Below are 18,794 nucleotides of genomic sequence, written 5' to 3' on the forward strand. Positions count from 1 at the left end.
GTAAGAAGTTGTAAAACCTCTCTGTAACAGCCGCATTCGTGAGTCTTTATCACCCTAGCGATTGTATACTTCGCAGCCCAAAAAACTTCTGGTACATGAACAAAAAGATATCAACTAACAACAAACTATAAGCGTTATTGATTTATTCGCCTGGGTGCGACTATTTTTATAGTTACTTGTTGTTTGAACGGATTCATACAACAAACCGCAGTTTCTTTTGATCGGTTATTTTCACAGCACTGTGGGAAAACTGGTTACCCATAGAAATTGCTGTAGCGTTCCAGTGCGACACTAATATCGATTATTGCGCTAGACCAATTTTTATGAGCCGAAGCGATACTCTAAAGTTACTGATTTTAAATGATTCAAGGTCTGAAGTAGAACGCCTTGTAAGTATGTTGAGAAACGCTGGAATTACCGCCAGAGCTCAACATGCCGAAAGTCTTGATGCCTTATCTAAGCTGCTCCAAGAACAATCTTGGGATCTACTGCTTGGTCACGACCAAACCAGCAACCTTCCCCTTGAACAAGCCATCCGTGAAATAAAAAAACTCAACAAAGACATTCCGGTTATTGCCATCACTGAAGAGGAAGGTTCTCATCCGGTGGTTGAGTGGTTGCGCGCGGGCGCAACTGAAGTGGTGACTCTCGATGACGACCAGCACTTGCTGCTGGTGATTGACCGTGAGGTTGAAAATTTAGACCATCGCCACTCGCGCAGAATTGCCGATCGTAAACGCCGAGAAGCCGAGCAAAAGGCCATGCACCTGCTCGACAGTTCTCGCGACGCCATCGCCTACGTTCAAGACGGCATGTTTTTGTTCGTTAACCAAACCTTTGCCGAACAACTCGGTTACGAAGACAAAGACGATTTAGAAGTCATGCCTTTGATCGACATCATTGGTGATGACGATCAAGGCCGCTGTAAAGAAGCGCTGAAGAATTTCAACGTCAAAAGCCAAACCGTTGAGCCGGTAGATTTTAAATTTAACGCGGTATCTGACTCGGGCGATTCTGTGCCTTTAGAAATCACGTTTAGCCAAGCGACGTTCGATAACGAACCCTGCATCAGCTTGCACGGCGATTACCGTCGTTTGCGTGCGCTAGAAGTTCCGCAACAAGCGCAACCAGCTGCCGCCGCTGCAGTTGCAGAACAACCGGCGGAAAAACCCAAAGAATCGTCCGCTTCTAAATTACGCGATACCGCAACAGGATTGTACAACCGATCCGCTCTGTACCAGCAAATTGAAAACGCGCTCGATGGTTCAACCACAGAACACTCTACTCACGCGCTTTTGCTCGTTAATATCGCCGACTTCAACACTCGAATCATCAACACGCTGGGGTATCGTTTATCCGATTTGGGCATGCGTGAAATCTCGTCAAAAATTCGCGACTGGCTCACAGGCAACGAATTCTTCGCGCGCTTTAACGATTCAACCTTCGCGATCTTGCTACCGAATTGCCCGGCCACACCGGCTCAAGATCGCTGTCAAAATCTTCTCGAATTTATCAACGATACGGTTTTTGAAGTTAAGAGCAAAACCATCATCGTGCGAGCGCAAATTGGCATCAGTCTGATTACCGAAACCACCAAAGACAGTGATCAATGTGTGGAGCACGCTCGCAAAGCCATGGAGCAAGTGCGCGCGCAAGACGCCGATAACGACGGTGGCTTCCATTTATTCGAAGAGAAGAAAGAAAATAAATCGTCTGGAAATCATCTGGCCGACCAGCTGATCAAAGCCATTCAATCAGACAACATCTACTTATTGTTCCAGCCCATCATCGGTTTGCGCGGCTCTGAAGAAGAACAGTACGAAGTGTTGGCAAGAATTCGGGACGAAGAAGGCCAAGATTTACCCAACCAAGATTTATTTAAAGAAGTATCCGATTTAAATACCTTGTTAAAACTGGATCGTTGGATTGTGCTTGAAGCGGCAAAACAATTGGCCCAACACCGCTCCAAAGGCAATAACACACGCCTGATTGTCAATCTGAGCCAAGCCGTGTTTGAAGACCCGAATTTGCCGTCGTGGTTAAAAGTGGCGATCAAAGCCGCCGATTTACCCGCCGATGGCATCATTTTCCAACTGCGCGAAGCGGATGTCACCGAGCACATTTCGAAGGCAAAACGCTTTACCGATGCGGTTATTGGCAACGGAACACCGGTTTCAATCACCAATTTCGGTTGCGCACTGAATCCGCTCAACACGCTAAAACACGTCAACGCCGATTTTATTAAGCTCGATGGTTCTTACACCCAAGAGTTGCAGGAAAACCCAGAATCCACAGGACTGTCTAATTTAGTTCGGGATTTAAATGGCTTTAAGAAGACGACGATTGTGCCGTTTGTTGAAAATGCTTCGGCTTTATCAAAACTTTGGCAGGCAGGCGTGCATTACATTCAAGGCCATTATTTACAAGAGCCTCATGCACAAATGAATTACGATTTTAATTCCGACAATTAATCGTTGCTCGATTAATCACAGACCTAACTTTGTAATTTTCACGACCTAAATTAAAGCCGCGTTACCTTCAACGCGGCTTTTTCTTTTAGTCTTGATTTAACGAATCTTTAAAACCAATCAAATACAAGATTGCATCCAAACCAAGGGTTGAAATTGAATGCTTGGCGCCAGCGCGCACCACCGGTTTGGCTTGAAACGCCACCCCAAGACCGGCTTTGGTCAACATAGGGATATCGTTAGCACCGTCGCCCACGGCAATAACCTGGCTCGGCGATAAACCTTCTTTTTCAGCCAACATTCCCAATAACTCGGCTTTCTTAGCGCCATTAACGACATCACCCACAACTCTGCCTGTGACTTTGCCGTCTTCGATTTCCAGCTGGTTGGCGTAGATGTAATCAAAGCCCAGTTTTTGCTGGAGGTACTCAGCAAAGTAATTGAAACCGCCGGATAGGATCGCCGTTTTGTAGCCCAACTTTTTCAACGTTGCCATCAAACGGGGAGCACCTTCGGTAATCGGTAAATTTGCCGCGATTCCCGCTAATACCGATTCATCCAAGCCTTTCAAGGTACCTAAACGATTCGCAAAGCTTTCGTTGAAATCCAACTCGCCACGCATGGCCGCTTCGGTGATTGCCGCAACTTGTTCGCCACAGCCCGCAGCTTTTGCCAACTCGTCGATCACTTCCACTTCGATCAGAGTGGAATCCATATCAAAGCAGACCAAACGTCGCGAGGTTCGGTATAAATCATCGGCTTGAACCGCAATGTCCATCGACAGCTCTGTGGATAAAGCCAGGAAATCAGAGCGCAAATGCTCGATGTCTTTGGGTGAACCCTGAGTGGTCAATTCAATGCATTCAAACGGAGCGGCGTCTTTATCAACCAGCGACACTGGCGTGGTAAGACGTTGAACGTGACCAAACGACAGCTCGTGCTTGGCCGCCACTTTGCCAACAGCCGCCAACTGACTGGCACTGAGGCTGCGCGCCAGCACGGTGATAATAAAACGACCGCCTTTTTGCTCAGCCAACCACTGTTCGTAGTTATTGGAGTCTAACGCGTGAAATCCGGCACTGAGCTGATGGTTGTGTGCCATAAACAACAGTTCTTTCTTAAGCGCAGAATCGTCCTCACCGAGGCTTTCCATCAAGATACTGAAGTTCAAGTGGTTGTGCGTGACATCCAAATTCATGTCTAACACATTCACGTTTTGATCAGCCAATAAATCCAAGGTGTTTTGAACACCTTCTGGATGATTTGGCCCAGATAAAGTCATCAGTATTGCGTCAGTCACGTCAGCCTCGCTGTATTTCGTTCAAGAATGCAACAACTCCCAGTAGATCAATAGCAAACTATCCACTAGGGTTACGGGTACACTGGTAATTTTTCATTACAAAATTCGGCGGGCATTATAGCTTCCCTTGAAGAATACTCTACAATGCCCTCTCAATTTATCGCGGTACAGATGTGATTCATGCTTGTTGCTTTTACCAACGCGCTTAAAACGCTTATTCAACGACCCGAGGCACGCGGCTTAAGAATTGCCGTTATCACCGGACTACTCGGAATACTCGCTGGAGCTTCGCTGTCCTATTTTTGGATTTCTGGCGCCGCTCATCAAGCGCTCAATAGCCAACGCTCGGTTTCTGCCCAATCGATTGCCCAGATTACTGCGCAAAATGCCGCAAGCTCGATGTTTAATAACGACCTAGTCAGCTTGCGAGTCATTCTGACAAGAACGAACGAGCTGCCAGAAATTATCGGCGTCACCATTCACGACGTGGAAAACCGCCTTATTGCCCAAGCCGGTAACGTCAGCGGCGGACGCCAAATCACAACCCACAGCCACAGCATTGTTCAGCACGAGCATGTCGCGGGTTATCTGACTGTCTTCACCGACAAAACCGTTGCTGGCAACGCATTAAAAACCTGGTCTGCGCTGTTTGCGTTACTGGCCTTAGCCGCTATGGCGGTGATTTTGATTAAGCAGTCGTTAGAACATTTACCGAGCCGCGACCAAGAAAAGACAACACAAGACGATCCATCCGATATTTTTGTCGACGAAGACGAGCCCTGGTTGAGTGACGATGCCACCACCAGCCAAGCGCATATCGACAACGACAAAGCCATTGTTTTGTCTTTGAAATCGCCGGAGTTGGCCACACTTAAAAACCAACTCAATGCGCAAACCTACGACAAAGTCATTACTGATGTCAGTCAGCACATTTTGTCGGTCTCTAAGCTCTACAGCGCCAAGGTAACTTATTTTGGCGGCCCGCTGCCTGCACTGGTGTTTTATTCCAATCACATCGACGAAAACTGTTTTTCCGCGCTGTGCAGCGCACAACTGATTCTGTCGTTAGCGTTTAAACTGAATCGCCCCATCAGTTTACGAGCGCAAATCGATTTCGCGTTTGAAAGCCCAGAACTCGAAGAAACCATCTCCAGAACCACACACTGGGACCAGCAAGGTTACCTCAACGTGAATCATCACTTGGTTGAACATTTGAGTGAAAAAGTGGAATTCCGCGACGGTGATAACTATTGGCGCGAAGCCGAAGATTTCGACTCCAGCTTACAGCACTTGTTAGATAACCAATTGGAGCAACTGACTCAAGCGAGCACCAAACCTACCGCTGAAACCGAGGCAGAAGTGAGCTAACCGATAAGATTCGGTTGTTCGAACTGCCTATAAATTTGCCGTAATTCGGGCTCAATACAGGTCATACAACTGCCACAAACTGGTCATTTTATTGTCACGGCTGCGATCTATTCTCGATCAATTAACAGAGCCGAGACCGCAATGATTGATACCGAAAGAGCTGTAAACAACCGCTTCCCAGCGTTTGCCCACCAGTCTGAACTCATTCGCAAACCTGCGCTAACCCTGCTGCGTAAATTGACTCACGAGCAAGAGGTTAACCAGTTTTTGGATAGTCATCGGGATTTAGGTGCCATTGATTTTATCGATCACGCCTTCGATCACTTCAATATTACCTATCGAGTTTCCGCCCGCGAACGACAAAACATTCCCGCCCAGGGAAAAATATTAATCATTGCTAATCACCCTATCGGTTCGATGGACGGTTTGGCAATTTTGCGATTGGTTATGGAAGTTCGCCGCGATGTAAAAATTGTTGCCGATGAATTTCTAACAAACATCGACAACCTTTCGTCATCTGTTATTGCGTCTAAAAATTTATCGGAATCGGCGCAGCAAGTAAAAGACGCTCTGGCCAATGATCACGCCGTCATTTTGTTTCCCGCCAATCGAATTTCCAAATCTCGCCCTGGCATTAAAGACTCGCGCTGGAAGCCGTCGTTTTTAAACTTCGCCCGTACCAGCCAATCGCCAGTGCTGCCAATTTTCATGCAGACGAAAAATTCTCTGCTGGCACATTCGGCCCAGTTTTTCTTAAAGCCCATTGCCGGGTTTTTAGCAACGCGAAAGATGTACGACAAGCGCCAGAGTTTAATTGAATTTCGCGTGGGCGAACCCATTGACTGTAACGCCTTATACGACGATCAACTGAATGACCGCACGCTCATTCATCGCCTGCGAAAACATCTTTATAAGTTAAAGTCGAATCGTAAACCTCAGTTTGAAACGGTTAAAACCATTGCTCACCCAGAGGATCGCAGCGAACTGAAATCCGAGTTAAAAGAGAGCATTCTATTGGGCGAAACACGCGATCAGAATTCTATTTTCTTAGCTCACTACGAACAACAATCGCTCATGCGTGAAATAGGCCGACTGCGTGAATTTACTTTCCGCAAAGTTGGCGAAGGCACGGGTTCTCGGCGCGATCTCGACAGCTACGATTGTGATTACGATCATCTAGTACTGTGGAATCACGATCGCCTTGAAATTGCCGGCTCCTACCGTATTGGTCACACTCGCAACATAGTTGAGTCAAAAGGAATTAACGGCCTGTACACACGCTCTTTGTTTGAATTCGAACCAGAATTCGAAAACTATTTATCCCAAGCAATGGAGCTCGGCCGCAGCTTTGTTCATCCCAGTTATTGGGGTAAAAATAGCCTTGATTATCTCTGGCAAGGCATTGGCGCTTACATTCGTCATAACCCAGAAATTCGCTACGTATTCGGTCCGGTATCGATGAGTGCCAGCTACAGCAAAGCGCTGGCAGAAGAATTGGTGTATTACTACGAGCATTTCTACGGCACAGAAACCACCGTCGCAAAAGGCAAAATGCCATTTGTGATTCGTGAGGACGCTAGATTAGCGTTTGATCAAAAATACCAAGGTCTCAATAAAGACGAAGGCATGAAATTATTGCAGGCTGCGTTCAGCGCTCAAAACTGCAAAATGCCGGTGTTATTCAAACAGTACGCATCTTTGTACGAAGAAGGCGGTTTCAAACTGCTGGCTTTTAATATCGACCCAGACTTTGCCGACTGTATCGACGGATTATTTATCGCTGATTTAACTACCTTAAAGGCAGCAAAACGCAAACGTTACATTGGCTAACCTTCCCGAACTTTTTAACACCATTTAAACAGGAATTGGAAAACGGCTTTCAATTCCTAAAGGAGCCTCTGATTAACCTCAACATTACTCAGCGTGGTCTCAAACGTGCAGTTGCAAGGCGACGTTTGCAATTAATGGCCCTTTCTATAACAGATAGTGGGGCCTTAATAAAAACGGCAACGCTGAAAATGTGTGCTTGAGACCGCGCCTTTCAGGGCCTGCCAGTTTTTCCCTGCTCCGCGTTGTGCTTTTTTGATTTAACCCGTTAGACCTTCAAAAGCACGCCTTGATCAGAAAAAAACTGATTGGCCTGAGTGATCTTGAGGTTAATCAGAGGCTCCTATATTTTATTTCTGTTTTAACATGCCCTATTTCACGCTTATCTCTTTCAAACACTTCTGTTAATAACTTTATTTCAGAACTTGTTTTCACAATCATCCCTCACGTGCGTTTTTGTTTATCCTAGGTCAAATCCATTCAGTTTCTGCTAGGGCCTGTTCACACTAATTTAATCACACCTGCTGGAGCGTATTTTTTTCGTATTTTAGGCGCAGTGAGTGTGATTTGGTTATTCCAAATGAACGAGCTGCAACACGAAATACGGGAAAAATACGCCGAGCCCATAGGGTCGCCCCTAAAACACGCCATTCGTTGTTGTTCGTCGCTTATTTAGCGCGCTAAACTGCACTCCTCACGCCTAGACTGACGTGTTTTAGGCGCGACAGGTGCGGTTAAATGAGTGTGAACAGGTCCTATAGCAATGCATCTATTTTTATAATCCACACGTAGTTAGTGGGTAATAAAATTTATCTCAGGCTGAATACAATCCGCTAAGGAACCGAAGAAAATGACAACACCGCTGCGAATACACACCTTATTCATCGGCTTAATTGCCCTCGTTTTAACGGGATGCGTCAGTCATCCAAAAGGTGTGTCGCCTGTGACTGAATTTGAACTCGATCGGTATTTAGGCCAGTGGTATGAAATTGCGCGTCTTGACCACTCGTTTGAACGAGGACTCGAAAAAATAAGTGCAACTTACACACTGCGAGAAGACGGCGGCGTCAAAGTGTTGAACAAAGGTTTTAATGTTAAAAAACAAGAATGGGAGCAGGCCATTGGCAAAGCGTATTTTGTTAATGACGCAAACACCGGTTTTTTGAAAGTGTCTTTTTTCGGGCCGTTTTACAGCAGCTATATTGTTTTTGATCTAGATCCAGAATATCAAACGGCATTAATCAGCGGGCCGAATAAATCGTACTTTTGGATCTTATCAAGAACACCGTCAATTTCTGACGAAGACTTATCTGAATTAGTTAGCAAAGCGGAAAAGTTGGGATTTAATACCAGCGAATTAATTTACGTAAATCACGATTAATACTTGTTACCCACAGACTCTTACAAAAAACCGAGAGCCATGACTCTCGGTTTTTAAAAAATAACACAACAGTATTTTGGACGGTTTTTTAACCGTCGGTTTTTAACGTTAGTTCAATATCGATAGCAACATCAAAACCAATGCTACTGTCGTCAGCCCACATACCGCTGCCAATCTCAAAATCGCCACGGGTTACTACTGACTGAGCAACAAAACTTACCGTACTTTCATCAACGGAATTCCAAGAAAATACCAAATCAATCGGTTTGCTGATGCTCTTTATGGTCAGATTTCCTTTTGCAATAAATCCGGTGTCGGTTAGCTCAAAGGTATCCGCGCTATAAAATGCTTCCGGAAATTGCTTGAATGCAAACCATTCCGAGCCCGATAAGGTATCGTCCCAATCCGACGTATAGGTCGTTACTGAGGTGGTATCAATAACCACATCAAATACGCCCTGTTCAGGTTTTTGCGGATCGAAATACAATTTAGCACGATAGTTTTTAAATTCTCCGTTAAACGGCTCGCCCGAATAACTACCTTTAAATGCTAAAGAACTGTTTTCAATATCTGGTATCCACAGCGGAGAATTTGAAGTTACCGAGGTATTACCAGAAGACTGATCAGAAAGCTCGACGCTGTCAGGTTTTGCTTCAACGGTGCTACCGCCACGGGTGGCAAGCAATGCAACGGGAATTAACACCAAAACCGCAACCAATACCACAGCTGCACCACTCACTTTTTGATTGCCCGGCAACATTCTGGAAATCAAATCCAGTTGGTGGAATCGCTTGTGATAAACGACCATCAGAATATGACCAATCACTACGGTGGATAAAATATAAAACATAGCCACGTGGACAGTTTCAGCAGGCTCCTGCAATGTTTTACTGATTCCAGGAATCATTGGCACCGAGATTAAATTCATCCAGCCAAACGGATAATTCGCGGCGGAATTTAAAATCCAGCCGCTTAACGGCATTAAAAACATCAACAGATACAAAAACCCGTGGCCGTAAGACGCTTTGCTTGCCTGATCGGGCGTTAAACCGGCATCCGTTTTTGGATTGGCAAACTTCCAGATAATACGCACAACAACCAACGCCAATACGGTAATACCCACTGATTTGTGGAAAACATACATGGCTATTTTGGCTGGCGACATGTCCATGCCATGAGCCACTTTACCCATAACAATCGCCGTTAAAATAAGAATTGCGATTGCCCAGTGCAGAAACTGTGAAACAACGCCATAGGTATCTTTTGTATTTTTGATTTGCATTTTATTACCTTCGCAAAAACACGGTCTTCAATATCAATCAGTTTTAAGGAATTTGGGGTTAACGTCAAAGCCGAATTAACCCAGCGTAGATTCCTTCAATAACAGCTTAGCGCCAACGTTGGTTATTCGATACGCAAAAAAAAGCCGCCTAATTAGGCGGCCATTATGATCAGGCTTTTCGTTACTTCGCAGCACCTTCAACTTCAAGGCGAAGTTTAACGGTTTCAGAAATCGCAGGGGCGTAGGTTTTTAAACCAAATTCAGTGCGATCAAATTCTGCTGTTGCGCTAAAACCGGCAACTTGATTACCGCGCACTTCGCCGGCTTTGTTAAAGGTTACATCGAGAGTCACTGGCTTAGTTTTACCAAGCAGAGTTAACTCACCAGCCACTTCCATGGTTTTTTCGCCTGTTTTCTTCACACTGCTACTTTTGAAAACAGCGGTAGGATATTTTTCCACTTTGAAAAAATCATCGCTTTTCATGTGTTTGTTCCACTTGTCGTTGTTCGCCAAGTCGATACTGTCAGTTTGGATCGTTACTTCTACTTTGGATTTTTCAGGGTTTTTCTCATCGAAGCTGAACTTTCCATCAAAGTCGGTAAATTGACCGGTAGAGTTACTGAAACCAAGATGGCTAACACTAAAAAATACCATGGTGTGTGACTTGTCGATAACGTAATCAGCAGAGAACGCAGGCACTGACGTCGCTGCTAACAACGCAGCAGTAGCGATCAATTTTTTCATTAATAACTCCTCAATTTATAATTCAAACAGTCAAAGTTCACTTTAAATCAGATGTCGATTATTTAATTCGTCATAGAATAATTTGCATGTTTAGATACAAATTTGGCTCAATTTATCCCACTTAACACTTAATTACACAGGTTTCGTTCTTCAAATTGTAAACAATTAAACCCAGATTGATGCAAAACTGTAAACCTGACTACTTTTCTGTGTGGCACTATCAATAAACTTCAAACCAGCCATAGTAAACAAAAACTATAACTCATTGATTTCAAATAGGAATTACGGACAAATTTTGTCGATAATAAACCAGCCATTAAGCCTGGAACAAACTGAGTATTCAGAGACTAATTAGTAATATATTTTACAAGCAGCAAGTCACGTTTAAAGAAATGAAACTTTAGCTCACCACTTTTAAAACACGACTTAGCGTCACGCCCGTTACTTGGAAAGAAAGCGTTTCTGGGGCATGAAAATATTATCCATTTCTTTTGATGGAACATATTCAAAATTTTAGATAAAGGCTGTTAATCGAAAAAGCGATGGAATTTACTGTTCTACAAACGCTCTTTCGATAACGAAATGTCCCAGTTGGCCGTGACGAGATTCGATAAATCCCTTATTGGAAAGGATTTCACAAGTATCTTTCAACATACTTTGACTTCCGCAAATCATAAAACGGTCGTGTTCGGGATCGGCATTGGCTAAACCGAGATCTTGAAATATTTTATTCGTAGTCAGCAATTTAGGAATACGGCCCATATATTTAGCGCTCTCACGTGTGACCGTCGGGTAATACAGCAATTGATTCTCGATTAATTCCCCAAGAAAATTATCGTTTTTAAGTTCTTTGGTAATTAAATCCTGGTAAGCTAGATCAGACTTAAACCGAACACCGTGGACTAGAACTACTGTTTCGAATTTCTCGTAAATAAACGGATCACGAATAATACTGAGAAAAGGCGCTAATCCCGTTCCTGTACTCAAAAGGTAAAGCCGCTTCCCAGGTAATAAATGTTCGGAGATTAATGTTCCGGTAGGTTTTGTGCTTATTATTACTTCGTCACCGACGCGGATGTTTTGTAACTTTGATGTTAATGGGCCATTGGGAACTTTAATGCTAAAAAATTCGAGCTCCGATTGGTAATTTGCACTGGTAATACTGTAGGCACGCATTAACGGCTTTTCATCGACCATTAACCCGAGCATTACGAAGTGTCCGTTTTCGAAACGAAAAGAAGGTTGCCGGGTGGTACGGAAACTGAATAAAGATTCGTTCCAGTGATGGACGTAAGTAACGGTTTCTCTCACTAGATTTGCCATGCTGTCTCCTGGTTTTTTCTTTGACCAGCGTACATTCAGACAATTAACAAGTAAAATAACTAATAAGTCTTTGATTAATCCATTAAACCAATAACAAGGACGACTGATGCATTTCACACTTCGTCAACTACAAGTGTTTTTGGCAACTGCCAAACTTGAAAATATAACTCGGGCCGCAGAAAGTCTAGCAATGTCTCAATCGGCTGCCAGTAGCGCGTTAAAAGAGCTTGAGACTCAGTACGATATTCAATTATTTGATCGCGCTGGCAAACGACTGAAACTCAACGAACTCGGCCGAGTCCTGCGTCCTAAAGCCGAAGCGTTATTGGCTCAAGCTCAGGAAATGGATGTTGCATTAACTCAACACCGACAACCGGGCACATTAAAGGTAGGCGCAACACTGACAATCGGCAATTATTTGGCGGTTGGGTTAATGGCGAAATACATGGAGAACGAGCCAAGCGCAAAAGTTGAGTTGGAAGTGGCCAATACTCAACGCATTGTCGACCAAGTCTTACACTTCGAATTAGATCTCGGATTAATCGAAGGCGAACTCACCCACAGTGATTTGGAAGTGGTTGAATGGATGAACGACGACCTCGTTATTTTCACCTCACCCAATCACCCAAGCGCGAGCGACCAACCGCTGACTGACGAGCAACTGTCTAAACTACCTTGGATCGTCAGGGAAACGGGTTCAGGCACTCGACAAGGCTTTGAAAGGGCCATGCACGGCCTTCTGAGCGATATCGACGTGGTTTTGGAGCTACAACATACCGAAGCGATTAAACGCGCGGTAGAAGCCGGATTAGGCGTTGGCTGTTTATCAGAGATTACCTTGCGCGATGCCTTTTCCCGAAAAGATTTAATTCAATTGCACGCGCCGCATCGCAGTTGGTCGCGAAAATTTTATTGGATTTTGCACAAAAACAAATACCGCAGTGCCGGTGTTGAGCGGTGGTTAGAAATTTGTACTCACTACGCCAGCCAATACAACGCCAATTTGAGTCAACGTCCTTAGCGCTGATTGGCAACTGAATTTGTTATCCACTAGGGCTTTTTCAAACACAAATCGATTAACCAAATGCGTGTGAATCAACCCTATGTGGACTCCATTGTTATGTAAGCAAACTCTAATAGAAAATCACCGGCAGTTTTTATAAAACGCTCTGCATCCATGTCGACATATCTGAAATCTCCTCTGGAGAAACCGAATGCTCGATCGGATAGGTTTTGTAATTTGATGTGAAGCCAAAATCATTTAACCGATTAATAGCTTCTCTCGCTAGAGATTCTGGAACAACCGGGTCATGCGTACCATGAAAAATGTGAATAGGTATATTCTTATTCGCTTCGCTCAATTGAATAGAATCTGCGGTTGCAAAATAGCTGGAAAGAATCATTAATCCAGCCAAGGGCTGATCAAAACTGAGCGCCGCTTCATACACCACGGCTCCACCTTGAGAAAAACCCGCAAGAATAATTCGATCGGATTTAATTCCCCGAGATATTTCTCTTTCAATCAATGACTGAGTGGCTTTTGCTGAGGCGCGCAATTGTGGCTCATCCACTTTGCGGCCCAGAGAAATATCAAGAATATCGTACCAGGCAGGCATGACCACGCCGTTGTTAATGGTTACCGGTATTTGCGGTGCATGAGGGAAAATAAAACGCACCCCCAAGTCTTTAGGAAAATGCAAATAGGGCACTATTGGCTCAAAGTCGTGGCCGCTCGCACCCAAGCCGTGTAACCAAATTACACTGGCGGAAATTTCAGAACCAGTTTCAACCTCAATACAAGGTAAATACGTTTCCTCGCTCACTCAGAATTCCTTATTTTTTAAGATCAAAACACTGTATTTACTATTGGCTAACGGCGCCAACAATCACGTTAATTTTTATTACCAGCACCACAAACAGTTTTTATAAATTTTTCAGGATAGATAAATCGAAATTTTTAATTTCACTTTTTGCGATGCGTCTGAATTTTTCATTCAACAATTTCATAACACGGAATGTATTCCGAGCCAGGTAATTTCATCCGTTTTTGATCAACAAACGAATGCAACAATTTATCCAACGGCTCCATAATGGCTCGATCACCGGAAATTTTAAACGGCCCGTGCTGATCAATGGCTTTGACGCCATCGGGTTTCACATTGCCGGCAACAATACCTGAAAACGCACGACGTAAATTCGCCGCTAATTCATGTTTTGGTAAATTAGCGTGAAGGTCTAGCGTTGCCATATTTTCGTGAGTTGCCTCAAAAGGAATTTGAAAATCGTAATCGATGTGCAGCGACCAATTAAAATAAAAGGCGTCGTTTTGCTGTAGACGGAATTCGCGAACCTTTTCGATACCACGCGCCATTTCTCGCGCTGCTTGCTCAGAATCACCGATCACAATACGGTATTTTTGCTGCGCCTCAATACCCAGTGTTTTACCAATAAATTCGTGCAACTGCGTGAAATAGGCTTCTGCCGAAGGTGGACCGGTGAAAATTAATGGGAAGGGAATATCACGATTTTTAGGGTGCAATAAAATTCCGAGTAAATACAAGATTTCTTCTGCGGTACCGGCACCGCCCGGAAAAACAATAATCCCATGCCCCACTCGTACAAACGCTTCCAAACGTTTTTCGATATCGGGCAGTATCACTAATTCATTCACAATTGGATTAGGCGCTTCGGCGGCAATAATACCGGGTTCGGTAATGCCTAAATAACGCCCTTCAGATATACGCTGCTTGGAATGAGCAATGGTCGCGCCTTTCATTGGACCTTTCATGGCTCCGGGACCACAACCGGTACACACGTCCAATTTTCGCAAACCCAATTCATGTCCTACGTCTTTGCTGTAGTCGTATTCAACCTCAGAAATAGAGTGACCGCCCCAACAGACAACTAGCTTAGGCAACTCTCCCGCACGCAGTGCACGAGCGTTTCGCAATAAATGAAATAGGTAATCGGTAATGCCGGAACTGTTGGATAAATCCACGCGAATGTTATTGCGCTCGGTTTCGGAGTACAAAATATCGCGCAACGCACTAAAAATCATTTCGCGACTGGAAGCGATCATTTCGCCATCAACAAAGGCATTGGCTGGGGCATTGCGTAAATTGAGGCGAATGCCTCGATCCTGCTGAATTAAATCAATATCAAAATCTTGGTAGGTTTCAAACAACGCTTTTGCGTCGTCGTTAGCACTGCCAGAGTGCAAAATAGCCAACGTACACTGGCGAAATAATGCGTACAAACTGTGATCGGAACTGCCGCTGGCTTTTAATTGTTCAACTTCCCGCTGAGATAAGATCTCTAAACTGCGCTTCGGTGAAATTGAGGTATCCACCTTGTCTATCATAGTCTTGCCTGCTTGCTTGTTTATTTTTTAAGAGCGTTTCTCTTAAACATACGTGATTTGTAAATGTATAGGAGCCTCTGATCAACCTCAAGATCACTCAGGCCAATCAGTTTTTTTCTGATTAAGGCGTGCTTTTGAAGGTCTAACGGGTTAAATCAAAAAAGCACAACGCGGAGCAGGGAAAAACTGGCAGGCCCCGTAGGGCGCAGTCTCAAGCGCACATTTGCAGCGTTGTCGTTTTTATTAAGGACTACGGCCATTAATTGCAAACGTCGCCTTGCAACTGCACGCTTGAGAGCACGCTGAGTAATTTTGAGGTTAATCAGAGGCTCCTCTAGAAAACCCCGAAAACTAAGAGGTGCGTGAATTGATTCTCTCTTTTCTATCCACCTACCATACTGAGTAATCATTTAAATACGTTGCAAATACGCCAACTTCAAAAGTGCTGCAACACTGAGCGAATCGGTTATTTCTCCAGTCATCACTTTTTGAATGGCTTCACTCAAGGGGATTCTGACACTGGTGATGTCTTCGCTGTCTTCCAACTCGGTTTCACCCAATGAAATTCCCCGCGCAACATAAATAATGGCTTCCTCATTGGTGACTGAATTGGACAAATGCATGTTTAACAAGGGTTCCCAATCCGTTGCAGTTAAACCAACCTCTTCTTTCAACTCACGTTTAGCAGTCTCTAGAGGGTCTTCTCCTTCGGGAGAACCGCCTTCGGGAATCTCCCATGTGTATTCCTGCAACGGATAACGGCTCTGGCGCACCAACCAGGTGTAACCCTCATCATCGATTGGCACAACGCCTACTGCAAGGTTATGAAAATGCACCAAACCGTAGATTCCATCGGTTCCCGCCGGGGTAACTACTTCACTGTGGGTTACGGTTATCCAAGGGTTTGAATACACCTCTTTGCGAGACTTCTCTTGCCAGCCGCCAATTTTTGCTACGGGTTTGTCCACTGCAATTGCTCTCCTCTAATACGGCTTTTAATGCACAAGCCCTAAACGTATATACCTGAGCCTGACAGAATTAGATGAATACTTAACGACGCCAGGGCCCACAAATACGACACCACCTCATTTGAGTGTAACGTATTCGTCACCAATGCGCAGAGAACAGCGGTTAATTAGGAAAGTAACCGGAATTAAAAAGGGAAAAATTCGCGCTAAAAAGCACGATAAGATGAAAATTTAAACAGAACTCAACACTCGCTCAACCCGCTCACGCAACGGTGTTAACAATTCCTCTTCAAACCACGGATTTTTACGCAACCACAATTGATTGCGCGGCGACGGATGCACCAACGGAAAAAATTCTGGCGCGAAATTTTGCCAGTTTTGAACGGTTTTTGTCAGAGTATCACTTTTTTTGTAACCAGGCTGATCAGCCAAATAATACTTTTGCGCGTAACTGCCCACCAAAATTTTTAATTGCAAATTGGGAAGTTGAGAAAATAATTTATCGTGCCACAAAGGTGCGCATTCTTTTCGCGGCGGTAAATCACCAGACTTACCGCGACCGGGATAACAAAATCCCATGGGAATAATTGCGATATTGGATTCGTCGTAAAATTCCGATTTATCCAAATTCAACCACATTCGCAAACGATCACCACTGGCGTCGTCCCACGGAATGCCACTGGCGTGGACTTTTGTTCCGGGCGCTTGACCAATAATCACAATTTTTGCCGAACTGGCCGCCCGAACCACCGGTCGACAGCCCAGTGGTAAATGGGCTTTGCATTCGGTGCAGTTGCGGATTTTGGTGATCAATTGGTTAAGAGGCATTGTTATTCTTGGTATTGTATGTACGAACGGATAGTATAAATCATAACATTATCGAACCATCATTTATTTAAAGTCCATGACCCAAAATAACAAGCCGCCAAAAGATGGCACACCAGAATTTGAACAATGGCTTGAAACTTAAGCTCAAGAACTTTCCAGTGAAATTTTCGGTAAAGATCACAAACTGGCTAAATTTGAAAACGGTGGAGCCTTAGTAGGAAACACTGAAAATTTAGAAAAAACCGATGCTGAATTATTTCCTGATGAATTGGAAGAATATACACCAGAAGAAAGACGCAAACTCATTAAATTACACAATAATACCGACAACATTTAATGTTTATTTTTAGCCAAACTATGATTTTTATCAGCTTCCCAAGCCGTGGGTCCATCTATTAAATTCTCTTTTTCGATGCAGTCTTTCAGTAGTTGGAAGCAAGCATCTAACATTACTGAATCTTTATCTCTCCAGCTATTATCAACTGTATCTATTTTTAAAATATTACTTGGTTCCATGTGTACTCTTTTGACTGCTAATGCCCGCTTTAGCTGCGCCGAAGCCGGAGTATTTTTGTGTTAATGTTTGAGCACAGCAAGTAACACAAAAATTCGTAGTTTTTGGCGTCAAGCTGAAAGCAGTTGTTAGGCTAAACATCCTCTCGGTCGTTTATCTTATCTATGATATTTTGATAAATCATCAGATCGTTAGTTATTTCAACTGCATCATCTGACTCAGGGTCCAAGATATTCTTTCGTTTAAGCAGATCATCCATAGTTTTCTTAGTTGATGCTCTAATTAAACGAAGCCCCATAACACTAAACATTACCTTTCACCTTTTTATATTCTTTAATATGAACTGCATGCTTGTCCGCCCAATCAACAAGTGTTTTCTTCCAAACAGTAGGTTGCATATCTAGAAGGGCACGAATTGTATAATGCCCCCTAAATTTACCATCAGTTAAACCTTTTGATAGGGTGAACTCTGGGGGTAGCTGAGTTCCTGCTGGGATTACCCACCAATCAGAACCAAAGCCATAAATGGGAGTATTGAAGAGACTTAATCCCCCCACTTGTATGGTCAATATTTCCATTTTCTGGCTTTATCTTCACATCAAATGTTTGCTCTTCTTACCTTGGCGGCATAGTTCTCAGATAGTCAAATTTATGCTTCGTTGGTGTGCCACCTCTAAAAAGATCTGCGGGGAGTTTTACGTAAAATTCAATTGGTACATGCATTTTACTTTCCTTTTTGGAGGGTTGATTTTTAAGCGTAACGCCCGCAACAGCGGAAAGTTGGGAGCGCTAGCGAGCAACTTTTCCGACTGCTTGCGCTTGTTAGAAGACGTTTACTCACCAAGCCTGAACCAATCTTTTAAGCTTAACTCTAGCCTAAGCTTCTCATCCTCAGCTAACATGCTGCAATGTGCGATTGGGTTTCGAAGAGTATTTAGATTAAACATTACTTTCTCAACAGCTTTAATATTACTAAATACGCTTGCAAAGATACTCCAATTTTTCTTTATGATTTCACCAAGCTCACCAAAGTTAGTGTAATCAAGAGGCTCCATTGATCTTGGAGTTATTCCGGCTTCTCTTTCTCGTTGAATTCGTTTTTTTACTTCCCCAACTATGTGCTGAGGAACAACCGTATCATTCCACCACTCTTCGCCGTGAGTGTCTTCGAGGAGGCCAGATATCTGATTGCGTATAGTTTTTTCAAGGCAGTAGAACAGCTCATAGTTCTTAGCCATATAATCAGCTTCTTTTCGTAAAGCTTCTTCAAACTGGGGAAAGTATGTTTCCTCAATTTCCTTTGCTGTACTCGTTGATTGTTCACTATCTCGCAAGCTGATGTCGAACCGTTTTTCTATGCCATCAAGATCATTCTCAATAAGCATATTGGTCATACCAAACGATTTTACTTTATCACCGAATGACATAA

The 18,794-nt window shown here is 43.8% G+C and carries 16 protein-coding genes; 5 read left to right on the forward strand and 11 right to left on the reverse strand.

Annotation, left to right across the window (positions count from 1 at the left end):
* The first annotated feature begins 323 nt into the window (after positions 1 to 323).
* A complete protein-coding gene (locus LU361_RS03860) occupies positions 324 to 2,471 on the forward strand; it encodes an EAL domain-containing protein (RefSeq protein ID WP_233086998.1) in 2,148 nt (715 codons plus the stop codon).
* A gap of 85 nt (positions 2,472 to 2,556) precedes the next feature.
* On the opposite strand, the gene serB is transcribed toward LU361_RS03860, so the two are convergent.
* Positions 2,557 to 3,768, reverse strand: a complete 1,212-nt coding sequence (gene serB / locus LU361_RS03865) for a phosphoserine phosphatase SerB (RefSeq protein WP_233086999.1) — start codon at positions 3,766 to 3,768, stop codon at positions 2,557 to 2,559.
* 180 nt (positions 3,769 to 3,948) lie between these two features.
* Here serB and LU361_RS03870 point away from each other — a divergent pair, with 180 nt between their 5' ends.
* The 3 genes from LU361_RS03870 to LU361_RS03880 all read left to right on the forward strand — a co-directional run bounded on the left by LU361_RS03870 (position 3,949) and on the right by LU361_RS03880 (position 8,344).
* Entirely contained in the window at positions 3,949 to 5,136 is a 1,188-nt protein-coding gene (locus LU361_RS03870; RefSeq protein WP_233087000.1) for a hypothetical protein, read from the forward strand.
* 141 nt (positions 5,137 to 5,277) lie between these two features.
* Positions 5,278 to 6,966, forward strand: coding sequence for a bifunctional ornithine lipid synthase OlsF (gene olsF / locus LU361_RS03875; RefSeq protein ID WP_233087001.1), 1,689 nt, complete (start codon positions 5,278 to 5,280; stop codon positions 6,964 to 6,966).
* Positions 6,967 to 7,813: 847 nt separating this feature from the next.
* On the forward strand, positions 7,814 to 8,344 hold the full coding sequence (locus tag LU361_RS03880) for a lipocalin family protein (RefSeq protein WP_233087002.1): 531 nt from the start codon (positions 7,814 to 7,816) through the stop codon (positions 8,342 to 8,344).
* Between the two features lie 88 nt (positions 8,345 to 8,432).
* Here the strand turns inward: LU361_RS03880 and LU361_RS03885 are convergent, their stop codons facing one another.
* From LU361_RS03885 to LU361_RS03895, 3 genes are all read right to left on the reverse strand, one after another.
* Positions 8,433 to 9,626, reverse strand: a complete 1,194-nt coding sequence (locus tag LU361_RS03885) for a cytochrome b/b6 domain-containing protein (protein WP_233087003.1) — start codon at positions 9,624 to 9,626, stop codon at positions 8,433 to 8,435.
* Between the two features lie 181 nt (positions 9,627 to 9,807).
* Positions 9,808 to 10,371, reverse strand: a complete 564-nt coding sequence (locus LU361_RS03890) for a YceI family protein (RefSeq protein WP_233087004.1) — start codon at positions 10,369 to 10,371, stop codon at positions 9,808 to 9,810.
* A 549-nt stretch (positions 10,372 to 10,920) separates the two neighbouring features.
* Positions 10,921 to 11,694 (reverse strand): ferredoxin--NADP reductase, encoded by a 774-nt coding sequence (locus tag LU361_RS03895; RefSeq protein WP_233087005.1) that lies wholly within the window; start codon positions 11,692 to 11,694, stop codon positions 10,921 to 10,923.
* Between the two features lie 106 nt (positions 11,695 to 11,800).
* Between LU361_RS03895 and LU361_RS03900 the strand changes: the two genes are divergently transcribed.
* The gene (locus LU361_RS03900; RefSeq protein ID WP_233087007.1) at positions 11,801 to 12,715 is read left to right on the forward strand and encodes a LysR substrate-binding domain-containing protein; all 915 of its coding nucleotides are present in this window, start codon (positions 11,801 to 11,803) and stop codon (positions 12,713 to 12,715) included.
* Positions 12,716 to 12,851: 136 nt separating this feature from the next.
* Here LU361_RS03900 and LU361_RS03905 read toward each other — a convergent pair whose 3' ends face one another.
* The 7 genes from LU361_RS03905 to LU361_RS03935 all read right to left on the reverse strand — a co-directional run bounded on the left by LU361_RS03905 (position 12,852) and on the right by LU361_RS03935 (position 18,792).
* Positions 12,852 to 13,517, reverse strand: coding sequence for an alpha/beta hydrolase (locus tag LU361_RS03905; protein WP_233087009.1), 666 nt, complete (start codon positions 13,515 to 13,517; stop codon positions 12,852 to 12,854).
* A gap of 167 nt (positions 13,518 to 13,684) precedes the next feature.
* On the reverse strand, positions 13,685 to 15,055 hold the full coding sequence (gene ppnN / locus LU361_RS03910; protein ID WP_250647551.1) for a nucleotide 5'-monophosphate nucleosidase PpnN: 1,371 nt from the start codon (positions 15,053 to 15,055) through the stop codon (positions 13,685 to 13,687).
* A 410-nt stretch (positions 15,056 to 15,465) separates the two neighbouring features.
* Complete coding sequence (locus LU361_RS03915; RefSeq protein ID WP_233087010.1) at positions 15,466 to 16,023, reverse strand: NUDIX domain-containing protein; 558 nt, start codon at positions 16,021 to 16,023, stop codon at positions 15,466 to 15,468.
* Positions 16,024 to 16,254: 231 nt separating this feature from the next.
* Positions 16,255 to 16,851 (reverse strand): uracil-DNA glycosylase family protein, encoded by a 597-nt coding sequence (locus LU361_RS03920; RefSeq protein ID WP_233087011.1) that lies wholly within the window; start codon positions 16,849 to 16,851, stop codon positions 16,255 to 16,257.
* Between the two features lie 333 nt (positions 16,852 to 17,184).
* Positions 17,185 to 17,367, reverse strand: coding sequence for a hypothetical protein (locus LU361_RS03925; RefSeq protein ID WP_233087012.1), 183 nt, complete (start codon positions 17,365 to 17,367; stop codon positions 17,185 to 17,187).
* A 300-nt stretch (positions 17,368 to 17,667) separates the two neighbouring features.
* Complete coding sequence (locus LU361_RS03930; protein WP_233087013.1) at positions 17,668 to 17,943, reverse strand: Tse2 family ADP-ribosyltransferase toxin; 276 nt, start codon at positions 17,941 to 17,943, stop codon at positions 17,668 to 17,670.
* Positions 17,944 to 18,198: 255 nt separating this feature from the next.
* On the reverse strand, positions 18,199 to 18,792 hold the full coding sequence (locus LU361_RS03935; protein WP_233087014.1) for a Swt1 family HEPN domain-containing protein: 594 nt from the start codon (positions 18,790 to 18,792) through the stop codon (positions 18,199 to 18,201).
* Positions 18,793 to 18,794: the final 2 nt, after the last annotated feature.

This window comes from Sessilibacter corallicola, assembly GCF_021290925.1.
GTDB classification, from domain to species: Bacteria; Pseudomonadota; Gammaproteobacteria; order Pseudomonadales; family Cellvibrionaceae; genus Sessilibacter; species Sessilibacter corallicola.

Excerpts from the sequence above, each read along its gene's own strand:
- LU361_RS03860 (WP_233086998.1), top strand. The coding sequence starts at position 324 with ATGAGCCGAAGCGATACTCTAAAGTTACTGATTTTAAATGATTCAAGG.
- LU361_RS03870 (WP_233087000.1), top strand. The coding sequence starts at position 3,949 with ATGCTTGTTGCTTTTACCAACGCGCTTAAAACGCTTATTCAACGACCC.
- olsF (WP_233087001.1), top strand. The coding sequence starts at position 5,278 with ATGATTGATACCGAAAGAGCTGTAAACAACCGCTTCCCAGCGTTTGCC.
- LU361_RS03880 (WP_233087002.1), top strand. The coding sequence starts at position 7,814 with ATGACAACACCGCTGCGAATACACACCTTATTCATCGGCTTAATTGCC.
- LU361_RS03885 (WP_233087003.1), bottom strand. The coding sequence starts at position 9,626 with ATGCAAATCAAAAATACAAAAGATACCTATGGCGTTGTTTCACAGTTT.
- LU361_RS03890 (WP_233087004.1), bottom strand. The coding sequence starts at position 10,371 with ATGAAAAAATTGATCGCTACTGCTGCGTTGTTAGCAGCGACGTCAGTG.
- LU361_RS03895 (WP_233087005.1), bottom strand. The coding sequence starts at position 11,694 with ATGGCAAATCTAGTGAGAGAAACCGTTACTTACGTCCATCACTGGAAC.
- LU361_RS03900 (WP_233087007.1), top strand. The coding sequence starts at position 11,801 with ATGCATTTCACACTTCGTCAACTACAAGTGTTTTTGGCAACTGCCAAA.
- ppnN (WP_250647551.1), bottom strand. The coding sequence starts at position 15,055 with ATGATAGACAAGGTGGATACCTCAATTTCACCGAAGCGCAGTTTAGAG.
- LU361_RS03920 (WP_233087011.1), bottom strand. The coding sequence starts at position 16,851 with ATGCCTCTTAACCAATTGATCACCAAAATCCGCAACTGCACCGAATGC.
- LU361_RS03925 (WP_233087012.1), bottom strand. The coding sequence starts at position 17,367 with ATGGAACCAAGTAATATTTTAAAAATAGATACAGTTGATAATAGCTGG.
- LU361_RS03930 (WP_233087013.1), bottom strand. The coding sequence starts at position 17,943 with ATGGAAATATTGACCATACAAGTGGGGGGATTAAGTCTCTTCAATACT.
- LU361_RS03935 (WP_233087014.1), bottom strand. The coding sequence starts at position 18,792 with ATGTCATTCGGTGATAAAGTAAAATCGTTTGGTATGACCAATATGCTT.